A 1,742-nucleotide genomic window follows, 5' to 3' on the forward strand; every position below is an offset into this window, starting at 1 on the left:
AGATCAACGGCGGCTCCTGATCCCGACGCACCACTGAAGGGCAGTCGTTGTGACTGACAAGCTCGACAAGGTTCCGGACGGGGCGTCGCCCGCCCCGTCGGACCTCCCCCCGGAGGCCATCAAGGCCATCCCGGTGCGCCACTACGGACGCTGGGTCGCCGGCGTCGTCGTGGTCGCCCTGCTGGTACTCCTCGGCTACGCCTTCTCCCAGGGCAACGTCCGCTGGGCGACCGTGCCGGAGAAGCTGTTCGACTCCACGATCATCAGCGGTCTGTGGCACACCATCCTGATCAGCGTCGCCTCGATGGCCCTCGGCCTCGTCCTGGGCGTGCTGTTCGCCGTGATGCGCCTGTCGAAGAACCCGGTGACCAGCTCGGTGGCCTGGCTCTACATCTGGGTCTTCCGCGGCACCCCGGTCTACGTCCAGCTCCTGATCTGGTTCAGCCTCGCCCTGATCTTCCCGGTCTTCAACATCGGGTTCTACAAGGACGAGATGACCGACGTCATGACCCCCTTCCTGGCCGCCCTTCTGGGTCTGGGCCTGAACGAGGGCGCCTACATGGCGGAGATCGTCCGGGCCGGCATCCAGTCGGTCGACGAGGGCCAGACCGAGGCCTCCCACGCACTCGGCATGTCCCAGGCCAAGACCATGCGACGCGTGATCCTGCCCCAGTCGATGCGGGTGATCATCCCGCCGACGGGCAACGAGTTCATCAACATGCTCAAGACCTCCTCCCTGGTCGTCGCGGTGCAGTACCCGGATCTGCTGCGCGCGGCGCAGGACATCGCCTCGACCTCGTTCGCGGTGATGGAGATGTTCTTCGTCGCCTCGATCTGGTACCTGATCCTGACCTCGGTGTTCAGCGTCGGCCAGTACTACCTGGAGCGGCACTACGCCAAGGGCTCGCTGCGCTCCCTGCCGCCCACGCCGTGGCAGAAGATCAAGGCGAACCTCGCCCGATTCTCGACCCGCCAGGCGGTGGCCAAGTGACTCTCATGGTGAAGGCCGAGGGCGTCCACAAGTCCTACGGCCCCGCGCACATCCTCAAGGGCATCGACCTCGAGGTGAACAACGGCGAGGTCTTCTGCCTCATCGGCCCGTCCGGCTCCGGCAAGTCGACCTTCCTGCGGTGCATCAACCACCTGGAGAAGATCAACGCCGGCCGGCTCTACGTCGACGGCGAACTCGTCGGCTACCGGCAGAAGGGCGACAAGCTCTACGAACTGAAGGACAGCGAGGTCGCCGCCCAGCGCCGCGACATCGGCATGGTCTTCCAGCGCTTCAACCTCTTCCCCCACATGACGGCCCTGGCCAACGTCATGGAAGCCCCCATCCAGGTCAAGGGCGAAACACGGGCCGTCGCCCGCGAACGGGCGGAACGGCTGCTGGACCGGGTCGGCCTGGCCGACAAGGCCGGCAGCTACCCCTCCCAGCTCTCCGGCGGCCAGCAGCAACGCGTCGCCATCGCCCGAGCCCTCGCGATGGAACCCAAGCTGATGCTCTTCGACGAGCCCACCTCCGCCCTCGACCCGGAGCTGGTCGGCGACGTCCTCGACGTCATGCGCGACCTGGCCGAGTCCGGCATGACGATGATCGTCGTCACGCACGAGATGGGCTTCGCCCGCGAGGTCGGCGACAACCTGGTCTTCATGGACGGCGGCGTGGTGGTCGAGTCCGGCCACCCCCGCGACGTCCTGACCAACCCCCAGCACGACAGGACCAAGGCGTTCCTGTCGAAGGT

The 1,742-nt window shown here is 66.5% G+C and carries 2 protein-coding genes; both read left to right on the forward strand.

Features of this window, described 5'->3' with window-relative positions:
* Positions 1 to 49 precede the first annotated feature (49 nt).
* Positions 50 to 991: an amino acid ABC transporter permease gene (locus ACFWRO_RS37070; RefSeq protein ID WP_384519106.1), complete on the forward strand. Its 942-nt coding sequence runs from the start codon at positions 50 to 52 to the stop codon at positions 989 to 991.
* Positions 988 to 1,742 (forward strand): amino acid ABC transporter ATP-binding protein (locus ACFWRO_RS37075; RefSeq protein WP_384519109.1); only part of this gene is annotated, 755 nt, incomplete at its 3' end. The genes ACFWRO_RS37070 and ACFWRO_RS37075, both read left to right, overlap by 4 nt.

The sequence above is a fragment of the Streptomyces sp. NPDC058579 genome (assembly GCF_042718575.1).
In the GTDB taxonomy this organism is placed as follows: Bacteria; Actinomycetota; Actinomycetes; order Streptomycetales; family Streptomycetaceae; genus Streptomyces.